At 59.8% G+C, this 20,053-nt stretch carries 12 protein-coding genes and 1 tRNA gene; 6 read left to right on the forward strand and 7 right to left on the reverse strand.

What is annotated here, in order from left to right:
• Nucleotides 1-66 precede the first annotated feature (66 nt).
• Complete coding sequence (locus tag BM152_RS04345) at nucleotides 67-1,578, reverse strand: pyruvate kinase (protein ID WP_066607928.1); 1,512 nt, start codon at nucleotides 1,576-1,578, stop codon at nucleotides 67-69.
• A gap of 284 nt (nucleotides 1,579-1,862) precedes the next feature.
• Between BM152_RS04345 and BM152_RS04350 the strand changes: the two genes are divergently transcribed.
• Complete coding sequence (locus tag BM152_RS04350; protein WP_066607931.1) at nucleotides 1,863-2,480, forward strand: class I SAM-dependent methyltransferase; 618 nt, start codon at nucleotides 1,863-1,865, stop codon at nucleotides 2,478-2,480.
• Between the two features lie 106 nt (nucleotides 2,481-2,586).
• Here BM152_RS04350 and rimK read toward each other — a convergent pair whose 3' ends face one another.
• On the reverse strand, nucleotides 2,587-3,993 hold the full coding sequence (gene rimK / locus BM152_RS04355; RefSeq protein WP_066607935.1) for a 30S ribosomal protein S6--L-glutamate ligase: 1,407 nt from the start codon (nucleotides 3,991-3,993) through the stop codon (nucleotides 2,587-2,589).
• Between the two features lie 384 nt (nucleotides 3,994-4,377).
• Here rimK and BM152_RS04360 point away from each other — a divergent pair, with 384 nt between their 5' ends.
• The 5 genes from BM152_RS04360 (at nucleotide 4,378) to BM152_RS04380 (ending at nucleotide 10,631) form a co-directional block, all read left to right on the forward strand.
• Complete coding sequence (locus BM152_RS04360; protein ID WP_066607938.1) at nucleotides 4,378-5,739, forward strand: nucleobase:cation symporter-2 family protein; 1,362 nt, start codon at nucleotides 4,378-4,380, stop codon at nucleotides 5,737-5,739.
• 195 nt (nucleotides 5,740-5,934) lie between these two features.
• Entirely contained in the window at nucleotides 5,935-7,080 is a 1,146-nt protein-coding gene (tgt, locus tag BM152_RS04365; RefSeq protein ID WP_066607941.1) for a tRNA guanosine(34) transglycosylase Tgt, read from the forward strand.
• A 289-nt stretch (nucleotides 7,081-7,369) separates the two neighbouring features.
• Nucleotides 7,370-9,775, forward strand: coding sequence for an endopeptidase La (gene lon, locus BM152_RS04370; RefSeq protein ID WP_066607944.1), 2,406 nt, complete (start codon nucleotides 7,370-7,372; stop codon nucleotides 9,773-9,775).
• Between the two features lie 314 nt (nucleotides 9,776-10,089).
• Nucleotides 10,090-10,473, forward strand: a complete 384-nt coding sequence (locus tag BM152_RS04375; RefSeq protein ID WP_074913976.1) for an HU family DNA-binding protein — start codon at nucleotides 10,090-10,092, stop codon at nucleotides 10,471-10,473.
• 83 nt (nucleotides 10,474-10,556) lie between these two features.
• Nucleotides 10,557-10,631: transfer RNA gene (locus tag BM152_RS04380), tRNA-Val, on the forward strand.
• A 110-nt stretch (nucleotides 10,632-10,741) separates the two neighbouring features.
• On the opposite strand, the gene BM152_RS04385 is transcribed toward BM152_RS04380, so the two are convergent.
• The 5 genes from BM152_RS04385 to BM152_RS04405 all read right to left on the reverse strand — a co-directional run bounded on the left by BM152_RS04385 (nucleotide 10,742) and on the right by BM152_RS04405 (nucleotide 20,053).
• Entirely contained in the window at nucleotides 10,742-14,893 is a 4,152-nt protein-coding gene (locus tag BM152_RS04385; RefSeq protein WP_139222468.1) for a sensor domain-containing protein, read from the reverse strand.
• A 374-nt stretch (nucleotides 14,894-15,267) separates the two neighbouring features.
• Nucleotides 15,268-16,392, reverse strand: coding sequence for an alanine racemase (locus BM152_RS04390; protein ID WP_074913979.1), 1,125 nt, complete (start codon nucleotides 16,390-16,392; stop codon nucleotides 15,268-15,270).
• On the reverse strand, nucleotides 16,389-17,549 hold the full coding sequence (locus tag BM152_RS04395) for an amidohydrolase (protein WP_066607957.1): 1,161 nt from the start codon (nucleotides 17,547-17,549) through the stop codon (nucleotides 16,389-16,391). Before BM152_RS04395 ends, BM152_RS04390 begins: the two co-directional genes overlap by 4 nt.
• A 10-nt stretch (nucleotides 17,550-17,559) precedes the next feature.
• Entirely contained in the window at nucleotides 17,560-18,735 is a 1,176-nt protein-coding gene (locus tag BM152_RS04400; RefSeq protein WP_066607959.1) for an acetyl-CoA C-acyltransferase, read from the reverse strand.
• A 13-nt stretch (nucleotides 18,736-18,748) separates the two neighbouring features.
• The gene (locus BM152_RS04405; protein ID WP_066607962.1) at nucleotides 18,749-20,053 is read right to left on the reverse strand and encodes an ArgE/DapE family deacylase; all 1,305 of its coding nucleotides are present in this window, start codon (nucleotides 20,051-20,053) and stop codon (nucleotides 18,749-18,751) included.

A 20,053-nucleotide genomic window follows, 5' to 3' on the forward strand; every position in this document is an offset into this window, starting at 1 on the left:
TTCCTCTATTTCCGAGAGAACATATAGGGATTGGGGCGCGGGGCGTCCAGTGATTAGAATACAGGATCAAAGCGACAGATTGCCCTTCCATGACCGCAGCGGCGCGAGGCGGGCGGATTTTTTCGACATATGGCGGTCCATCCGGCCAAGGATGCGCGACAGGAAATGGATGGTGTCGAGCACATAGGGGCCTTTGTTGAGCATGACGCAATCGGCGCGTTGCGCCATGGCGGCGTCGGTGGTCTCGGCGCGGGTGGCCAGCCCCTCTTTCATCAGCCCTTCGAGCACCTGCGTGGCCCAGACCACGGGGGTATGGGCGGCTTCGCAGAGCCAGAGCACCTCTTCCTGAATTTCGCTCATCCGTTCCATGCCGATCTCGACGGCCAGATCGCCCCGGGCGATCATCACGGCGGTTTCGCTCAGCGCGCCTGCCTGCACGATCAGCCGCGGCAGGTTGCGCACGGCTAGCGCGGTTTCGATCTTGAGCACAAGCCCCGGACGCGCGGCCCCTTTGGCAAGGCGCTGGTCCACCTCCTTGATCAGCAGGCGGATGTCTTCGGGCGTCTGGACAAAGGAATAACCGATCATATCGGCGTGCCCGACAACGAAATCGAGTGCTGCGCGGTCGGCCTCGGTGAGCGCGGGAATGTCGATCTCGACGGAGGGCAGGTTGAAGCCTTTCTCCGGCTTGACCTTTACGCCTTTGGGACCGGCGCGGGTGACACGCAGCCTTGCGCCTTTCTTGGTGAGCTTGACCACCTCCGCGCCGATTTTGCCGTCATCTATAAAGACCGGCATTCCGACCGTGAGGCGGTCGATCAACTCGGGATGGCTCAGGGTGGTGCTGATATGTTTGACCTTGCCCGATGGTAACTCGCGCAGGATGTCGAGCCGGTCGCCCACAAAGACCCGTGGCTTTTTCGGGCCGAACACCGGCCCCGTGCGCAGTTTCGGTCCGGCCAGATCCATCAGCACCGGCACAGAGCGGCCGATCTCGTTCTCTGCGGCGCGGATGCGGGCGATCATGGCGGCCCAGACCCCCGGCCCGTCATGGGCGCAGTTGATGCGCATGGAATCGGCACCGGCGCGGATCATCTCGGGGATGAGGTCGGGATCACTCGCAGCTTCGGTGGGCAGGGTCAGCAGGATGCGCGAGCGCGGCGCACCTGAAGCCCCCGCCCCAAAGAGCCTGTCGCGGCGGGCGGCGAGGCAGGCAGGGCCTTGGGTGAAATCCTCACCACTCGGGCGCGGCAGACGGTCCCACGGTCCGCCCTCGGCAAGCGCGGTCAATGTGGCTTCCACAGCGTCGAGCGAGGCGCGGACATGCGGCTCGGTGCGGCCCAGAGTGGACAGGCCAAGCCCCGCCAGATCGGGCTGCAACGGGGTCAGGTCGGCATGGCGCAGGGCCAGATAATGGGCGAGGTTCTGCGCCGAGGGGCGAAAGTCCGGACGCATGTCTTCGCCCTCCCACGCGCTCCAGTGTGCCTTGCATTCGGCGGTGATTTTGGCGCGGAGCGTTTGATAGTCGCTCAAAAGCCGTTTCGGGTCGGGAGACTGCGGGCAAAGGGATTTGGTCATCGGGCACCTGTAAAATATCGACCATTCACCTGTGGTCACGGCATGTAAATGCACAGCGTGTAACAGAAGAATGTCACTCTAACAGATGGGGAGTCGCTGCGCAGATTCCCAGAGGGCTGCGACGTTATAGCAGCGCAGGAATGTCGCGGCCTGCGTCAGGGCTTGCCCTTCGGTGCAGGCGATGCTTTCTTTCTTCGACGTTGTAAAATATGAAACCTGACGGGATGCCGCATGGCTTCGGGTCTCAGGAAAACGGGTGCGACGAAAAACGGGTGTGACGGGTGATGAAACAGGCTGCGGATAAACAGACCGCCGGAGAGTTGCGGGTGGATTTTGTCAGCGGTCCGGTCGCGCATCGTTTGCGCTTTGGCGGTGGGCGCGGTCAGGCGTTGCCCAAAGCGATGGGGCTGCGCAACGGCAAGACGCCCAGCATCATTGATGCGACGGCGGGTCTGGGGCGGGATTCATTCCTGCTGGCCTCGCTGGGCGCACAGGTGACCCTAATCGAACGTTCTGACAAGATGCATGCGCTGTTGGCCGAGGGCATGGAACGGGCCGCACGCGAGGGTGGCGAGTTGCAAGAGATCATCGGGCGCATGACGCTGTTGCACGGGGATGCAAAGGATTTGCTGCCGCAGCTGGACGGGGAAGCCATCCTGATCGATCCGATGCATCCGCCGCGCAAGACCACGGCTCTGGTGAAGCTGGAATTGCGTCAGGTGCGCGAGATTGTCGGCGCAGACGAGGATGCGGCGGATTTGGTGCGCGTTGCTTTAGACAACGCGCGTTCCAGAGTGGTGCTGAAATGGCCCGCCAAGGCCGATCCGATTGAGGGGATCAGACCGTGTTCGCACCAGATACGCGGGAAAACGACGCGCTATGATGTCTGGATGACGGGCTGACGCGAGAGGCGGACAGCCCCGCCTGCGGCCTCGCACGCCGGATTGACACACCGGCTCCGCGCATGGTCTGCGGCGAAACTCCGGTGTGCGAGGCAACAGCCGTCACTCAGGCGCTTTTGGTGCGCGATTTGCGTGCGGGCGCAGGACGAACCCGCTTTTCGATCACATCGAACAAAGCTCCTGCGAGATCCTTGCCGGTGGCGGTTTCGGCCCCTTCAAAACCGGGGGAGGAATTGACCTCCAGCACCTTTGGCCCGTCATCGGCGCGCAAAAGATCGACGCCCGCCATGCGCAGCCCGAAGGCCTTGGCCGAGCGTAGCGCGGTTTCGCGTTCGAACTTGGTGATCCGCACAGGCGAGGCCGTGCCGCCCAGATGCAGGTTGGAGCGGAAATCCCCGCCCGAGGCGCTGCGTTTGATCGCGGCCACCACCTTGCCGTCGATGACAACACAGCGGATGTCCACGCCGGCGGCCTCTTTGACAAAATGCTGGACGAGGAAATTGGCCTTGAGCCCGCGAAAGGCGGAGATCACCGATTGCGCGGCTTTCTTGGTCTCGGCCAGAACGACGCCGCGCCCTTGGGTGCTTTCGAGCAGCTTGACGATCAGGGGGGCCTGACCGGCCAGCGCAATCAGGTTGTCTGTGTCTTTCGGAGAGGCGGCAAAGGCGGTGGTGGGCATACCGATGCGGTGGCGGGCGAGGACTTGGTGCGCCTGCAATTTGTCCCGCGATTTGGTGATGCCTTCGGAACCGTTGAGGCAAAAGGTGCCGATGGTTTCGAACTGGCGGATCACGGCGGTGCCGTAAGAGGTGACCGAAGCCCCTATGCGCGGGATCACCGCGTCATAGCGCGGCAGGCGTTCGCCGTCATAGTAGATTTCCGGCGCCATCGCGTTGATCGCCATATAGCAGCGCGTGGTGTCGATCACCTCGACCACATGGCCGCGCGCCTCGCCCGTGTCGATGAGGCGGCGCGTGGTATAATTGTCCGGCTCGCGCGACAGGACCGCGATGCGCAGCGGGCGGTTGGGGGTGGCATGGCGGATGGCGGAGGTGAAATAGACCGTGTCATCGCGTTCGGGCTGACAGAAGCTCTCTGTCGGCTGCACGATCATGTCATCCTGTATCGCCTGACGCCCCAAGAGCATCCGGTAGGCCATATTGGTGCGGTTGGTCAGCGTGATCTCGATGGGCCAGTAGCGGTCGCCGATCTCGATCTCCGTGCGGATGACATAGCGCAGCTCTGTCTCGCCGTTGGACGAGGTGACCTCGCGGCGGTCCACCACATCTGCCGAGCAGGAAATGGTGATGTCCTCGCGTCCGGGCACGGGGTGGATATTGAACCGCACTTTGGGCGTGTCGGCCTTGCCGAAAGGCTCGATATCAAAGGCGTGCAGCGCAGAGGTTTTCGCGCCGGTGTCCACCTTGATCTTGAGTGCAGGCAGGCCGAGAGCGGGCAGGGCGGCCCATTCTTCCCAGCCCAGAGCGAAGCCATAAGGCGCTTTGTCCGTCATCTCGCATATCTCTCATGTATGGGGAGAGGTCCTGCACGGTAAATCGTGGCGGCCCCTGTTTCGCCCAATGTCAAACTTGTCCGAGTCTGGCAAGAGGATTTGTGGGTTTTATGACATGGGCGGCGTTTATTTTCAGGCGTGTCATTGGCGTTCTGTCGTGCGGCTTGAGTGCGGGCCTGTGTGTTGACCAGTGCGGGAAGAAAGACGCCGCGCGGCAAACTCTTGGTTGCTTGATTTTTAGGCAGGCATTGCGAGCGGTGCGGAGGGTCGCCTGTTTCTTGTGCAGCGTCTCTCCGGCGCAGGGCTGTTGCTTCGTAACGCTTTTGTTGCAGCCAAGCTCACCGCAGGCTTGGGGCAGGGCCATAAAACCAAGGGGAATTGAATATGAGCAAAGAAGAATTTATGCCGCTCGTCTACAAACTGGATGATGTGCCGCCGCCACCCAAAGCCGCTCTGGCCGCAATCCAGCATGTTCTGGCCTCGATCGTCGGCATCGCCACGCCGTCTCTGATTATTGGCGGGGCTTTGGGGTTGGGCGAATATATCCCCTATCTGATCGCTATGGCCTTTTTCGTCTCCGGTGTGGCGACCTTTATCCAGTGCAAAACCTTTGGTCCGGTGGGATCGGGGCTTTTGTCGATACAAGGCACGTCTTTCGCTTTTCTGGGCGCCATTCTCGCCGCAGGGTTTGCGGTGAAGGGGCGCGGAGGCACGCCCGAGGATATTCTGGCGATGATCTTTGGCCTCAGTCTGGTCGGCTCTCTGGTGGAGATTATCCTGTCGCAATTCCTCGACAAGCTCAAACGCATCATCACGCCGACAGTGACGGGCATCGTGATCACGGTGATCGGGCTGTCGCTCATCAAGTCGGGGTTCACCGATTTCGCCGGTGGCGCGCGTGCGGGCGAAGACCTTGGCAAGCCACTCTATCTGCTCATGGGCGCGCTGGTGGTGGCGATCATTCTGGTGATGACCTTTATCGGCAAACCGATGCTGCGCATTTCCGCCATCATGATCGGGCTGGTCGTCGGCACGATCGTGTCGAGTTTCTTCGGAATGGTGGATTTCGGCATGTTGAGCTCGGCCCAGCTTTTCGCGCTGCCCGTGCCGTTCAAATACGGGGTCGATTTTGATTTGGGTCTCTTTATTCCACTGGCATTTCTCTATCTGGTCACGGCGATTGAAACCTCTGGCGATCTGACCGCCAACTCGGTGATCTCCGGTCAGCCTGTCGAAGGCCCGCTCTATATGAAACGCATCAAGGGCGGGGTTTTGGGCGACGGGGTGAATTCGGCCATTGCGGCGGTGTTCAACACTTTTCCGAACACCACGTTTTCGCAAAACAACGGCGTGATCCAGATGACCGGCGTCGCCTCGCGCCATGTCGGGCTGTATATGGCAGGGTTTCTGGTGCTCATGGGGCTGTTCCCGATCATCGGCACGCTTTTCCTGATCATCCCGAAACCGGTTCTGGGCGGGGCCACGCTGGTGTTGTTCTCCACTATTGCTGTGGCGGGCATCCGCATCCTGTCTTCCGAGGAGATGACGCTGCGCAGGGTTTATATCATGGCCGTGTCTTTCGGTCTGGCGCTTGGTGTGACGCTGGTGCCGGATGCGACACAGAACCTGCCGCCTTTCCTCAAACAGGTCTTTGCCGCACCGATCACCATCGGCGGTCTGTCCGCGATTGTCCTGTCGCTGGCCATTCCCGAAGATGCCAAGGCGACAATTGAAGCGGCGGAGTGAGACCCGCGGAATCCTGTGTGTGGATTGCGTGCTTTGATCGTGTGCAATGAGCGTGCGTTTCGAGTGCAGACAAGGCCCGCCCCTGATCGGGGCGGGTTTTGAGTATTTGGGCCATCAGAAAGCCGCAGGGGGAGTGCGCGGGGGCTGGCAGCTGTGCTCTGGTCTCGGGCGGGGTTTACGGGTAAATCCGGCGGTATGACCCAGAATATACAGCCCCAACGATTCTCATTTTCCCTCAACGCCACGGATGGCAAGGCGCGGACCGGTGTGATTTCCACCCCGCGCGGCGAGATCCGCACGCCGGCTTTCATGCCCGTTGGCACGGCGGCCACCGTCAAGGCGATGATGCCCGAAAGCGTGCGTGCGACGGGGGCGGATATTTTGCTGGGCAATACCTATCACCTGATGCTGCGCCCGACGGCGGAGCGGATCGCCAACTTGGGCGGGCTGCACAAGTTCATGAACTGGGAACGGCCGATTCTGACCGACAGCGGCGGGTTTCAGGTGATGAGCCTGTCCGAGCTGCGCAAGCTGACGGAAAAGGGCGTGACCTTCCGCTCCCATGTGGATGGCTCCAAACACGAATTGACGCCCGAGCGGTCGATGGAAATCCAGAAACTTCTGGGCTCCGACATTGTCATGTGTTTCGACGAATGTCCGGCGCTTCCGGCGGATCGGGGCCGGATCGCGGAGTCGATGCGCTTGTCGATGCGGTGGGCGGCGCGCTCGAAAGAGGCGTTTGGTGACCGTCCGGGTTATGCCCTGTTCGGCATCCAGCAAGGCGGGTTGGAGCGCGATTTCCGCGAGGAGAGCGCCGAGGCGCTCAAAGAGATCGGCTTTGACGGCTATGCGCTTGGCGGTCTGGCCGTGGGCGAGGGGCAGGAGGCGATGTTCGACACGCTTGATTTCGCCCCTGACATGCTGCCAACGGACAAGCCGCGCTACCTGATGGGCGTGGGCAAACCCGATGATATCGTGGGCGCGGTCAAGCGCGGCATTGATATGATGGATTGTGTGTTGCCGTCGCGCTCGGGGCGGACGGGGCAGGCATGGACCCGTCGCGGGCAGGTCAACATCAAGAACGCTCGTCATGCCGATGATCCGCGTCCGCTGGACGAGCATTGCACATGCCCCGCCTGTCGCAACTATTCGCGCGCCTATCTGCACCATGTGTTCCGCAGCCACGAGATCATTTCGTCGATGCTTCTGACATGGCACAACCTGCATTATTTTCAGGAGATCATGCAGGGGATGCGCGACGCGATTGCGGGCGGGCGTTTCGCGGCGTGGGAAAAAGAGTTCCACGACACACGGGCTCTGGGCGACATCGAGCCGCTTTGAGCGCAGGTGATCCCCGGTTCGGAGCGGCGCGATTTGCGCCATACACGGAATTTTGTGTGATCCGGTGGTTTTAAGCGCGTTTTTATGTATTTCAGGGTGAAAAACCTGCAGTTTGGCTGCATTTCCGCCCTTGCAGGGCAGGGCCATGAAAGGCAAACTGTTCGGCAAGCTGCAACTTGTCTTGGTTGAAATCATGGGGACAGGCCCCCAGATATAGTCACCAAGACAGGAAAGAGCCTATGGCTGCCATTCGTGGGGTCCGGCTCTTTTGCCAAGATAAGGAATGACAATGCACGAGCAACTCCAATCCTATCCCGTTCTGCCGCTGCGCGACATTGTGGTGTTCCCGCATATGGTCGTGCCGCTCTTTGTGGGACGTGACAAATCCGTGAAAGCGCTCGAAGAGGTGATGGCGCAGGACAAGCAGATTCTGCTGTCTGCCCAGAAAGACCCTGCTGTGGACGATCCGGACACGGACGGGATTTACCGCGTCGGCGTGCTGGCCAATGTGCTTCAGCTTCTCAAACTGCCCGACGGCACGGTCAAGGTGCTGGTCGAGGGCGAGCGCCGCGTGCAACTGACGCGTTTTCTCGACAATGACAGCTATTTCGAGGCCGAGATCACCCCGCTGGAAGAAAGCGCGGGCGATGCGGAAGCTGTGACCGCTCTTTTGCGCTCTGTGCGCGAGGAATTCGAGCATTACGCCAAGGTGAAAAAGAACGTGCCGGAAGAGGCGCTGGTGGCGGTCTCCGAGACCCGCGAACCGGCCAAGCTTGCAGATCTTGTGGCGGGCCATCTGGGCGTTGAAGTGGAGCAAAAGCAACGGCTTCTGGAAACCCTCGCGGTGGATGATCGCCTTGAGGCGGTCTACGGGCTGATGCAGGGCGAAATGTCCGTGCTTCAGGTCGAGAAAAAGATCAAGACCCGCGTCAAATCGCAGATGGAGAAAACCCAGCGCGAATATTACCTGAATGAGCAGATGAAGGCCATTCAGAAGGAGCTGGGTGACGGCGACGAGGGGGCTGGCGAAATTGCCGAACTCGAAGAGAAAATCGCCGCGACCAAACTGTCGAAAGAGGCGAAAGAGAAAGCCGAGGCGGAGCTGAAAAAGCTCAAGAACATGTCGCCCATGTCGGCAGAGGCCACTGTGGTGCGCAACTATCTCGACTGGATGCTGTCGATCCCGTGGGGCACGAAATCGCGTGTCAAAAAGGATCTGGGACGGGCCGAGGAAATTCTCGACGCGGATCACTACGGGCTTGAGAAGGTCAAGGAACGCATCGTCGAATATCTCGCGGTGCAGCAACGCTCGCAAAAGCTCAAAGGCCCGATCATGTGCCTTGTCGGTCCTCCGGGTGTGGGGAAAACCAGTCTGGGCAAATCGGTTGCCAGAGCCACGGGGCGCGAATTCATTCGCATCTCGCTCGGTGGCGTGCGCGATGAGTCCGAGATCCGCGGTCACCGCCGGACCTATATCGGTTCCATGCCGGGCAAGATCATTCAGGCGCTGAAAAAGGCCAAGACGACGAATCCGCTCATCCTGCTCGACGAGATCGACAAGATGGGGCAGGACTTCCGTGGCGATCCGGCGTCTGCCATGCTCGAAGTGCTTGATCCGGAACAGAATTCCACCTTTGTGGATCACTATCTGGAGGTTGAATATGACCTCTCGAACGTGATGTTCCTGACCACGTCCAACAGCTACAATATGCCGGGACCGCTTCTGGACCGGATGGAGATCATTCCGCTGTCGGGTTACACCGAAGAGGAAAAATCCGAGATCGCGAAACAGCATTTGCTGCCCAAGCAGATCAAGAACCATGGTCTCAAGGCCAAGGAATTCTCTGTCTCGGATGATGCGGTCATGGATGTGATCCGCTATTATACCCGCGAGGCGGGGGTGCGGAATCTGGAGCGTGAATTCGCCAAGATCGCCCGCAAGGCGGTGACCAAGATCATCAAGAAAGAGGTCGAAAGCGTCCATGTGACCTCCGAAAACCTCGAAGAGTTCTTGGGTGTGAAGAAGTTCCGTTACGGTCTGGCCGAGAAAGAGGATCAGATCGGCGTTGTCACGGGGCTGGCCTACACCTCCGTTGGCGGTGATCTGTTGCAGATCGAGGCTCTGAAACTGCCCGGCAAGGGGCGGATGAAGACCACTGGGAAACTGGGCGATGTGATGAAGGAATCCATCGACGCGGCCAGTTCCTATGTGCGCTCGATTGCGCCGAAAATCGGGGTCAAACCGCCGCTCTTTGACACGATGGACATTCACGTTCACGTGCCGGACGGGGCGACGCCGAAGGACGGGCCGAGTGCGGGGCTGGCGATGGTCACGACCATTGTCTCCGTGCTGACGCAAATTCCGGTGCGTAAGGATATCGCCATGACGGGCGAGGTCTCCCTGCGCGGCAATGCCACCGCCATCGGCGGGCTGAAGGAGAAACTCCTTGCGGCCTTGCGCGGCGGGATCAAGACTGTGCTGATCCCCGAGGAAAACGTCAAGGATCTGGCGGATATTCCGGACAATGTGAAAGAAGGGCTGGAAATCATCCCTGTTACTCATGTGTCCGAAGTTCTCAAACACGCTCTGGTGCGCCAGCCGGAGCCGATCGAATGGGATGACGCCGCAGAAGAGGCCGCACGACTGGCCAAAATCACGGCAACCGGTGAAAATCAGGGCGCTGTGGCGCACTGATGTCCTGTCCTGACATCGGACAGGCCCGACATTACGGGGCTGACCGTTGATATTTTTTGAGAAAGCCGGCCCTTGGGTCGGCTTTTTCGTTCCGCCGGTGCAGATAAGGGCAGATTGTGGTTGGTCGCGTGTAAATCTTTGAACGAGCATTGCATCAGAGCGGCGCGCGGCGTTAAGGTTGCTGCATATGCAACATACGTCCAGACGAGGCTCCTATGGCTAAGCGGAAATCCGCATCGAGAAAGACAGCGACATCTTCCAAAACCGGTCGAACAAGCGAAAGCGCGACCGCCGAGACAGCAAGGACCACACCTGTGACAGCAATCGAGAAATCCGCCCCCGCCCCGAAAACCACTGTTTCGGCCATTGCTGATCCGGCTCCGGTTGACGCGCCTGAGGCGAGTCTGGTGACGGTTGTGAAGAAAAAAGACCTGATCGAGAAGGTGACCGAGGCCTCCGGTGTGAAACGCTCCGAGGCGAAAAAGGTCATTGAGGCGATGCTCAAGGAACTCGGTGATGCGCTTCAGCGCGAAGATGAATTGAACCTGCCACCCTTGGGGAAGATGAGTGTGAACCGCATCCGCGAGGGCTCCGGCGCGCATATCATCATCGCCAAACTGCGTCGGCCCAAAGCCATGCTGGGCGAGGTGACAACACCCGCTTCGACTGTGGATGACGCGGCTGTGGATGAGGCATGAGATTGCCGTTCTGAAAGCGGAAATTTCTCGAAAAAAAACCTCTTGCATCAGGGTGTGCCACCCGCTAAATACCGCGCCACGGCGGGTGATTAGCTCAGTGGTAGAGCGCTTCGTTCACATCGAAGATGTCAGGAGTTCAAATCTCTTATCACCCACCACCGAATTTCCGGGCGCCTTAGGGCGCCCTTTTTCGTATCAGGTGGCGATGTCAGTCATTGTCATAATGGCGTTTCGCGCTTCGCCATGTGTCGGCCCTCTCAGGAATGCTCTAAGGATCAGCCTCTTGCAGGGCAGGGCTCTCTTTGACGGCATAGAGATCATTGGCTTTGGACACTGACATCGGACGGGCGTAGAGGAAGCCTTGATGCAGGTGCAGCCCCATACTCAGCAGGATGTTGCGCTGCGCACTGGTTTCCACACCCTCTGCAATGATTTCAAAATCAAGCGCCTCGGCCAGCTGGATGATCGAGCGCAGCGTTTCGCGTGAGCGGCGGTCGGTGACGATCCGGTCGATCAGGGACTTGTCGATTTTGACGATATCAATAGGCAGATGGGTGAGGCGGTTCAGGTTGGAGGCTTCTTTCCCGAAGTCGTCCAGGGCAATGCGAATGCCATGACTGCGCAGGATGGCGATTTCCATGATGACCTGATCCATGTCGATCCGGTCAGTGATGGCATTCTCGCAGAGTTCAATGACGATATTGTGCCGGTGGGTGCCGAAATCTCCGAAACTTTTCATGATGGTCTGTGCCGCGCCGCGAAACGCCAGCGATTCCAGCCGCGTGTTGAAGCTTATAAACGCGCCAGGGCAGGCGGTGAGGCCGGACAAAAGCGCGTTGCGCATATGTCCGGGGACATCCGCGTAGTTTTCATGCAAAAGCACATGGCGCAGTTGCGACATGAACTGGCGCGGGACGACGAGAGTGCCATCCGCGCGTTCCCAGCGCATCAGAGCTTCAAACCCGACTATTTCCGAACTGGATGAATCGAAAATGGGGTGGACATATTTTTTGATCTCATCCTTTTTCAGCGCCTCGATGATGTCCTGATGGTTGGTGAGTTTGCCAATGTCGCGCAGTTTTTCTGTGAAGGCCTCATCGGCAACGATGACCTTGTTGCGGCCGTCCTCTTTTGCGTCGCGCAGGGCCCAGTCCGACCATTTTATGGCGTCTTCAAGCCGGTCTGTCCGGTTCAGGCGCGTCACGCCGATGGAGACCGTGCGGGTGATCGGGCCCGAGGCGGTCTGTAGCGTGGCCGTTGAAATGGCTTTCATAAGCTCTTCTGCAAATGCGCGGTCAGGGGAAAGGCCTGTGACGGGGCGTATGGCGGCAAATTCCTCTCCGCCAATGCGGGAGGCACCGCCCAAAGGCTTTGTTTTCACTTCCAGAACCTGTGCAATGAGACGGAGCAGATCATCGCCGGTTTCATGTCCGTAGGCGTCATTGACGCTTTTGAAATGATCTACATCGATCATAAAAAGATCGAAATCGCAGGGGCGCTGGCCATCGGCATAGAATGTATTGAAACCGCGGCGCGACAAAAGACCGGTCAGGTCGTCATGGGCGACGAGATGTTCGAGCTTCTGCCGCGCCAGTGAGATGTCCGTGATGTCGACCACCATGACGATATTGAGCCATCGTCCGTCTTGCTGTTCGATCACACTGCGCAGTTCGACGATCCGTTTTTCTCCGGTTTTCGTAAGCAAGGTCAAGGTGTTGGTGCGGGGTTTGCTGTCCTGAACTGTGGAGAGGACCTGAGTGCGGAAGGTCGTGGATGTGGCCCGGTCGTCTTCTGGCATGAAGTCGTTCAGGTCCCGCCCGATGGTTTCGTCGCGACTGTAGCCGAAATGCGAGCACCAAGCGTCGGAGGCGGATTGAATGCGCCAGTTACGGTCTTGAGACAGGACAATGGCGGCGTTGCGGTTGAGCAGGGTCTCGGTCAGGCTGCGGTGGGCTTCAAGTTCGGTGACATCGGTGAATAGAATAACATATTTCGGCTCGTCACCTTGTGCCAGCGGGTCGATGATCCGGCATTCGGCCTTCACTTTGAGGATGGTGCCGCTTTTAGTTTTGACTTCAAGCACTTTATCAGAAGGCTGCGCCACGGAATCGCCTTGTGCCCTTACATTCTCGACGAATTGTCGGGTTTTTGGAGTGGTCAGCTCAAGGGCATCTTTTCCGATCAACTCCGTGCGGGAAAATTCGAGAAGTCTGCACAGGGCTGGTGCGACATCGAGTGTGATGCGCTTGGCATCTTGAACCAACAAAAGCGCAGGGCCTTCTTCCAATGTCAGCTTGTAGAGACGGCTGTTGCGGTGAAGTGCAGTCGTATCCGTGATTTGCGCGAGATAGTGAAATTGCGTTCCGACGGTGCTGGATTTGTGGATTGCGGCAAGGGCTTTGCGCAATTGTCCATCGGGTCGGCGAATGTCGATTTCGAGGGTGAAATCACGGTCGGGCGTTTTGCGGATAAAGTCCTGCATATTGCGCAAAGCGGTATTGGGTATTCGGAGAAATCCCGCTTCGTAGGGGGTTAAGCCGATGAGCGTTTCGCGGGGCATGCAGACGTAATCGCAAAAGCGGTGGGAAGCGCTGGTGATGTGAAACTGGTCATCCATGGTCACGGTCATGGCGGGCCCGTCTTCCAGTATTTCCCGATACAATAATCGGGCACGGCTGCGTTGGAATTTATAGGCGCCGATGATGGAAATCAGGATGGAGGCAAGGCTGATCAGGAGCAGGATATCGACATGAAAAGCGGCGCTTTTCGAGGCGGTGCCGAGCAGGACGGCGGCGGAGGTCAGCAAACTAGCGGTACCCGTTGCAGCAGGTGTCGGGAGCATAAGCGGCAACAAGAGAATGATCAGTCCCATGATGAGCGCAGGCGTGGGCGCGTGGTTGTAGAGTTCGATCGGATATTGGACGAGCGCAAAGGCCAGTACCGCGAGTAGAAACACCACGGGCCAAGGCGGTGTTTGGCGGCCCTCTGCGACGGGTGGTCCGAAATGCAGACGCCAGATCATGCCGAGGATCAACGGGACAGAGAGGCTGAAACCGGCGCTGTGCACGAGCCACAGGTGTTTGAGGGGCGGGAGGTCTGACGACGGGGCCAGCGCTGTGATGAGAATATAGTCCGCGTAGGTGAAAAGAGAGCAGATACACAGGCTCACCAACACAAAGATACTGATGTCCTGCGGTAGGGAACTCATATTTGTGATGTGCCGGCCATTTCGTCTGATTTTGAGGGTGCGGATGGCGGTTTTTGCGACGACGAGGGCGCAAATGCCATTGCTGATCGAGAACATCAGGGCCGGCCCGCACGGGGAGCCCATCAGAAGGTGTGCCGTGCAGAGGGTGACAATGCCTGCGGCCAGCATGACGAGGCGGTCATGTGGGCGATGTAGGGTGAGGAAGTAGGCCAAGGTTGCCGTTGCAGGCCAAATTGCGGGAAGATCGGGTGATATCCATGAGAACAGAGCCTGAGAGAGAAGCGTTACGCAGGCGAGGAATGCCGAGGCGAGAAGGCAGCGTTGAAACAGGTTTGCGTGAAAACTTGCCCAATGATGCAGACGTAAAATATAGGCGTGTTTCGGGATCGTCGCGGCGTCTGAAGGAGGTGTTGTCTGGAAACTTTGAGGGATTTGTGACGAGGCGCTCGTGATGTTCGTGGCCGCAGGGGTGAACGGGGGTGGTATCCGGTTGGTGGAACTTTCCAGCGGGCGCAAATACCGCTCCGCAAGAAAGGTCATTGTCAAGCCTGCCAAGACGAAAAGGAACATATCGGCCATTGTCCAGCCGTGCAGGAGCGGGCCGGAAAACAGATATATCGCGCAGGTCGAAAGCCCGATCCATAAGGTGCGGTTGACAACGGGTGTGCCGCGCCTGTCCACAAGTCCTCGGGCCGAGGTGAGGGGCATGGACAGGGCCGCGATGCCGAGAAACAGGAGGGCCTCGCTGGTCGAAAACTCCGCCAGAAAGGGGGCGGAAACGCCGGGCGAGAAAAGCGCGTGGGAGAGCTTGGAGAGCGCGATGGCAGCGACCGCTGTGAGGGCGGCGAAAGATGCCCATTTCCCGAAGAGACGCTGCGAGCCGACAAGAGGGATCAGGGACAGGATGAAAAAACAGGTGAGCGCTGCCATTCCGAGGGAGAGGCGCTGTCCTCTGGCATCAATGAAAGTAAGGTCCCAGCTAGGGAAGCCTCCCCTCATGTTGGCCATTTGCAGCAGGATGAGCGTCAGGGCAACAGGCGTGCCGAAGGCGAGGTAGGAGGCTCTGCGCCGTTTGTCGTGCCATAGGCTATAGAGCTGGTGGCTCAGATCAAAGGTGAGCGCGGCGATGGTGATCAGAACAAGAGGATGCACAGAGCCCAGAAACTCCGGAGGTGCCGGAAATTGCGGGAAAAACGCAAGGCTCTGGAGCAACAACAGGGTCGTGATGACCCCGACTAAGGCGCGTATGACTTGGGGCGCTGTGTCGTTAGATCGCTGGCTTTGTTCGTCTGTGCCTGACCGTATCACATGAACCGTCCGCGTTAGATTTGAGGGCCATATGTGCGGCAAGGCGCAATAAATTTCGTCCGCATGTCTCTGAAAATCCTGATCTTATCCGATTCCGTAAAATACAAACCTCTTTGAAACGTGAACTGTGCCGGGCTCGTGGCTCAAGTTCACCACAAAAGGCTTTAAGAAAGGTTAACGGATCAGATTCAAGAGTCAATTTGATGGCGAAAATCTTATGTAGGTTGTGCCGTGGTCTTGCCGTTTCAATCGCCGAGACATGGTAAATTTGCCCCGATCTATCGCCGGTAAAAGCGCGGGTTGCGCAGGCCCCAGTCGGTGTAAAGGTCGGCCAGAATGGTGCCGAATTGCTGTTCAACCCGTTGCTGCGTGACCGGATTGCCGCTCGCGCCGCCGAAGATGCTTACTGTGTCGCCAAGGCTGACTCCCGCGACCTCGGTCACATCGGCGACAATGGCATTCATCGACACTTTTCCGAGCACGGGAACCGGCTGGTTGCGGATCGCAACGACGCAGTCCTCCTGCACCAAACGTCTGAACCCGTTCTCATAACCGATTGAAATACAAGCCAGACGGCGACCTCCGGACAGGTGCGCGGCGCGGTCGTAGCCGATGCTGCTGCCCTCGGGATAGTCCTGAAGACTGACCACGCGGGCCTCAAGGTCCAACGTCGGGCGAAACCCCAGTTCCGGCTTCAAAATCCCGTATAGGATAGCGCCGCAACGATACATATCCGTGTCGATGTCCGTATCCGAAATCAGCGTCAGGGAACTGCCTGCGTGGACGCAGACCGCGTCGCGTTGCAAGTGGCTGTTGTCAAAGACCCAATCCACCTGTTTCTGAAAGAGATTATTGCTGTGGCACAAGTCCTGCGGGAGGTTTGACGGGAAATGCGAAGATATTCCGCCGATCCGCTCGCCCAGAAGGTCCAGAATGGCAAGGCAGTTCTCCCGACCTGCCGTGGTCGCAATCTCCAAACCATCACGCGACATGCCGCCAGCGTTCAGGGCGAGATGCGGCTTGGTCTTGAGACGTCCGCTTTTGATATGTTGGTGCAATTCGCGGGCTATGGCGGGGGAGGAGACATATTCCTGCACACGGTCCGAAAGTGCACCTTCGATCTCATGCGGTGTCGCGGCGCGCAGGCGGATCAGGTCGCCGTCAAACCCCGCCTTGCGAACGGCGCGGGCTTCGGCGTTGGAGGTGATGCCGATGCAGGTCACGCCCTGTTCCCGAACGATAGGCACGACCTGCGCGATCCCGTGCCCGTAGGCATCTGCCTTGAGAACCGCGCAAAACCGCCGCCCTTCAGGAACAAGGCCCAAGGCCAGCGCAAGGTTGGCGGCGATCCGGTCCAGATGGATGGTGCACCATGAGGAGGGGCAGGGATCAGGCGTGGTCATGCGGATGCCGGGGCCAGTATCTCTTGCACGATCCCGAATAACAGGTCGATCACGTCGGGCAGGAGTGCGTCCGGAAAGTCATAGTCCGGATTGTGCAATTGCGGGTGATCCTCGCCGGAGCCGATGTAGAGTAGGCTAGCCTTGGCCCCGTCATCTCCGAACCGGCCGAAATCTTCGGACCATCGCATCGGCAGGGGCATGTCGTGGCAGGGCTGTCCCAAGTTTTCGGCGACATGGCGTGCAATCGCGGTGGCGTCTGGATCATTGACGACTGCGCGGAAGACGTCATGCCAGTGGATGTTCACGCGAAGTGCGCCTGCATGTGAGCTGACCAGTGCCAGAGCCTCCTCCATCAGCGCATCCATCCGCGTGTTGGTCATGGTGCGCAAGGTGACGCGCAATTCTCCATCTGCCGGGGAAATGCCGAATGTCGGCGCGCCGAGCTTGGCATGGGTGAGCGTGCTGAGGGCGAAATCCGGCTCTCCGATACGGCCTTGTGCGAGGTCGGGCAGGGCACGCATAAGCTCTGCCATCGCGTTTGCGGGAGACAAACCGTCTTCGGGGGCTGCGGCATGGGAGCTTTTGCCCTCCAACAAGATCTGCATCCCGCGTGAGGCGCAGTTGCCCGGCCCAGAACGCAGCCCGATCTCGCCTAAGGGACGGCCAGGGACATTGTGATAGGCAAAGGCATAGTCGGGCCGGAGTTCGGGCCAGCGCGGATCATCGATGACCGCTTTTGCCCCCGCGCCGGTCTCTTCGGCGGGCTGGAAGAGTAGGATCACGCGGCCGCGTGGCGGGCGTTGGGCTTTGAGAGCCTGTGCCACGCCCAGGAGGGAGACCATATGCCCGTCATGGCCGCATAGATGCCCCTTGCCTGCAACTTCCGACCTGTAGGGCAGGTCCGAGATTTCGCGGATGGGCAAACCGTCCAACTCGCAGCGCAGCATGACGGTCGGACCATCGCCCGCGCCGGTGAATTCGGCGGCGACACCGTGCCCGCCGAGGTCGCGCCAGAGACGGTCCGCGCCCGAAGCGGTCAGATGTCGGGCGATGCGCTCTGCCGTGGCGCGTTCTTCGCCGGAGATTTCGGGATGGCGGTGCAGGTCATGACGCAGCGCGGTCAGCTCTTCAATCCGGTCCGGAGAAAGTGTGTGCATGTGGGACTCCTCAGAATATCTCGAACAGGCCGGCGGCCCCTTGGCCACCGCCGACACACATGGAGACCACGCCCCATTTCGCGCCACGTCTGCGGCCTTCCAAGAGGATGTGGCCCGCCATCCGCGCCCCTGACATGCCGTAGGGGTGGCCGATGGAAATAGCGCCGCCGTTCACGTTCAGACGCTCGTCGGGAATGCCAAGCCTGTCGCGGCAGTAGAGCAGCTGTGCGGCGAAGGCTTCGTTGATTTCCCACAGGTCAATGTCCGTGATTGACAGCCCCGCGCGGTCGAGCAGGCGGGGAATGGCCACCACCGGACCGATGCCCATTTCTTCGGGGGCGACACCGGCCACGGCAAAGCCGCGCAGCGCGCCCAGAGGCGTCAGTCCGCGCTGTTCCGCCTCGCGTGCCTCCATCACCAAAAGCGCGGCGGCCCCGTCCGAAAGCTGGCTGGCATTTCCGGCGGTGACGGTCTTGCCCTCTCCACGCACGGCAGGCAGACCGGCCAGCCCTTCGGCGGTTGTGCCGGGGCGGTTGCATTCGTCCTGTGTCAGGGTGACGGTCTCTTCGCGGGTCTCCTTGCTGGCCTTGTCGGTCACAAGTTTGGTCGCGGTGACTGGCACAATTTCATCGGCAAAGAGGCCGGCCTCTTGGGCGTGCGCTGTGCGTTGCTGGCTTTGTAGAGCATAGGCATCCTGCGCGGCGCGGCTGACCCCGTAGCGCTCGGCCACGACCTCAGCCGTGTCGAGCATGCTCATGTAATAGGTTTCGGCCACATTGGGGTCGCGGTAACGGTGAGCGTTCCAGTGGGTATTCTGGACGAGGGAAATGCTCTCCAGCCCGCCCGCCAATGCTACGTTCACGCCGTCGCATTGCACCATATGGCTGGCGATTGCGATGGCGTTCAGGCCGGAGGCGCATTGCCGGTCGATCGTGCCACCGGCCACGCTGTCGGGCAGTCCTGCGGCCTGTGCGATGTGGCGGGCGACATTGACGCCGGAGCTGCCTTGGGTCAGGGCAGAGCCGAAAATCGCGTCTTCGACCTCACCGCCGTCGAGACCGGCGCGGGCCAGTGCGGCAATGACTGCGGGGGCGGCGAGGCTGGGGGCTTCCAGAGAATTGAACGCGCCACGATAGGCTTTGCCAATCGGTGTGCGGGCGGTGGACACGATAACGGCGTCGCGCATGGGCAGGGCCTCCTTAGATGGTTTCAACACCGCACCAGTCGGCGATGAATAGGGCAGTGGCTTTGGTCACGCGGCGCAGGCTTTCCAGATCGACGCGTTCGTTGAAACCGTGGATCGCTTCGGCGTGCGGACCGTAGACCAGAGCGGGCGTGTCGGCATAAAGACCGAAGAAACGCGCGTCCGTGGTGGCCGTGATGGCCGCGCGGTCAAGCGTCTCGCCGGTGGCCGACAGATGCGCCTGATCGAGTGCGGAGATGGCCGAGGCGGCCTTGGCGGAACTGTCTTGAGACAGGGCGTAACCTTCGGCGTGAAAGCCGTGATAGACAATTTCGGGCAGGGAATTGCGCAAAAAGGCATTCTCGCGGGCCGCGTCCAGAATGACCTGTTCGATCTCGGCCTTGGCCGCCTCGATAGACTGGCCCGGAAAGATCGCCATGCGCACGTCAAAGACACTCCACGCGGGCACGGAACTGGTCCAGTCGCCGCCTTCGATCTTGCCGATATTCAGGTTCAGCGCATGGTCCATATGGGCAAAGTCGTCGGGCCGGTTTTCAGCCGCGTTCCAGCGATGCTCCATCTCGTGCAGGGCGTGGATCAGGGGAAAGGCGGCTTCGATGGCATTGGCGCCACTGCCCGCATAGGCGACATGGGTGGGCAGACCCTTGAGATGCACCTGAAACCAGATCACGCCCAGTTGTGCGGTCACCAGATGTTCGGAAAACGGCTCGGGGATCAATGCGGCATCGGCGGTGTAGCCGCGGGCCAGACAGGCCAGCGCGCCGTTGCCGGTGCATTCTTCCTCGACGACAGACTGAAAAAACACATCTGCGGCGGGGGCCAGCCCGAGTGATGTCAGCGCATCCAACGCAAAGAGGTTGGAACTCAAACCGGCCTTCATATCGCCGCCGCCGCGCCCGTAGAGCCAGCCGTCCCTGACCTCCGGCGCGAAGGGCGGGCTGTCCCACATATCAAGAGGCCCCGCAGGCACCACGTCGATATGACCGTTCAGGATCAGAGAGCGGCCCTTTTGCGTGCGTGCACGGTGTCGCCCCACGACATTCACCGCGTCCTCATAGGGGGCGAGCACGGGCGAAAAGCCGGGAAGGTGCCGGATTTCGGCCAGATCAATCTGCCAGCGGTCGATCTCGTAACCGCGTGTTTCCAGCTCTGCGGCCATGAAGTTCTGCGCGGATTGCTCGTGGCCACGGGTGGACGGGTGCGAGGTGAGTTCGGACAGAAAGGCAATCTGGCGATCAAAGGCCGCGTCTACCGCGTCACAGAGGCGGGCAGGCAGGTCATGTGGCAGGTCTTGTGTCAT

The sequence above is a fragment of the Celeribacter halophilus genome (genome assembly GCF_900114135.1).
In the GTDB taxonomy this organism is placed as follows: domain Bacteria; phylum Pseudomonadota; class Alphaproteobacteria; order Rhodobacterales; family Rhodobacteraceae; genus Celeribacter; species Celeribacter halophilus.

What these genes read in the sequence shown, in the direction of transcription:
- BM152_RS04345 (WP_066607928.1), bottom strand. Translation starts at nt 1,578, where the DNA reads ATGACCAAATCCCTTTGCCCGCAGTCTCCCGACCCGAAACGGCTTTTG.
- BM152_RS04350 (WP_066607931.1), top strand. Translation starts at nt 1,863, where the DNA reads ATGAAACAGGCTGCGGATAAACAGACCGCCGGAGAGTTGCGGGTGGAT.
- rimK (WP_066607935.1), bottom strand. Translation starts at nt 3,993, where the DNA reads ATGACGGACAAAGCGCCTTATGGCTTCGCTCTGGGCTGGGAAGAATGG.
- BM152_RS04360 (WP_066607938.1), top strand. Translation starts at nt 4,378, where the DNA reads ATGAGCAAAGAAGAATTTATGCCGCTCGTCTACAAACTGGATGATGTG.
- tgt (WP_066607941.1), top strand. Translation starts at nt 5,935, where the DNA reads ATGACCCAGAATATACAGCCCCAACGATTCTCATTTTCCCTCAACGCC.
- lon (WP_066607944.1), top strand. Translation starts at nt 7,370, where the DNA reads ATGCACGAGCAACTCCAATCCTATCCCGTTCTGCCGCTGCGCGACATT.
- BM152_RS04390 (WP_074913979.1), bottom strand. Translation starts at nt 16,392, where the DNA reads ATGACCACGCCTGATCCCTGCCCCTCCTCATGGTGCACCATCCATCTG.
- BM152_RS04395 (WP_066607957.1), bottom strand. Translation starts at nt 17,549, where the DNA reads ATGCACACACTTTCTCCGGACCGGATTGAAGAGCTGACCGCGCTGCGT.
- BM152_RS04400 (WP_066607959.1), bottom strand. Translation starts at nt 18,735, where the DNA reads ATGCGCGACGCCGTTATCGTGTCCACCGCCCGCACACCGATTGGCAAA.
- BM152_RS04405 (WP_066607962.1), bottom strand. Translation starts at nt 20,053, where the DNA reads ATGACACAAGACCTGCCACATGACCTGCCTGCCCGCCTCTGTGACGCG.